This is a genomic window from Syntrophomonas sp. UBA1041, assembly GCF_002316705.1.
In the GTDB taxonomy this organism is placed as follows: Bacteria; Bacillota; Syntrophomonadia; order Syntrophomonadales; family Syntrophomonadaceae; genus DTU019.
Genome location: NZ_DCEA01000095.1, coordinates 21,572 through 22,236, shown reverse-complemented (window position 1 = coordinate 22,236; position 665 = coordinate 21,572). Strand labels below are relative to the sequence as shown.

1 protein-coding gene is annotated in these 665 nt (G+C 46.0%); it reads right to left on the bottom strand.

The window, feature by feature from the left end; translation table 11 throughout:
- On the bottom strand, window positions 1-539 hold a 539-nt coding region (locus B2633_RS14050), incomplete at its 3' end, for a DMT family transporter (RefSeq protein ID WP_483171363.1).
- Between the last annotated feature and the right edge of the window lie 126 nt (window positions 540-665).

Sequence of the window (665 nt, the reverse complement as noted above, 5' to 3'; positions counted from 1 at the left end):
CCGTACTTGCTGAAAATAAGGCCCAATGCCTGTCCTAATGCTCCAAGGGAAGCGTACAAAATGCCCTTAACCGGCCGATTAAAGTGTACCTTTTTTTCATGAGGGTTTCTATTGAGTATTACCAAGCTGATGCCAGCCATGGTCAGAAATATCCCTGCCAAACCTAGAACCGATATTTTTTCCCCCAAAAGCAGAAAACCCATCAGGGCAGCCAGGGGCGGAGAGGCCGACATGATCAAAAGTGATATTCTCGAACCGATCTGAACATAGGCCTCAAACAGAAAGATATCCCCTAACACAAAGCCCAGCAGACCCGAAATTAACAACCAGACCCAAGTATGCCCAGACGCATCGGTTGGCAAAATGAAGCCCCTTGTAACAAATGCGCCAACACTACATAGCAGGAAAGCCACGGGGAGCCTTAGGTAATTGACGGATAAAGACCCCACCTTTTTCCCAGCGGCCTCGTATGCCATGGAATTAAATGTCCAGCAGAGGGCGGTACCTAATGCAGCCAGTTCTCCAAGATGTGCAATCATAGTATTTTTCACCAGATAATCTTCAGTTTTTATTTCGCGGTTACCGCTTAATTATATCTTACCACGGCAGATAATTTGGCGGAAGCTTTAGATATTCATCAACGCCTTAATATTCCTCGGTATTGC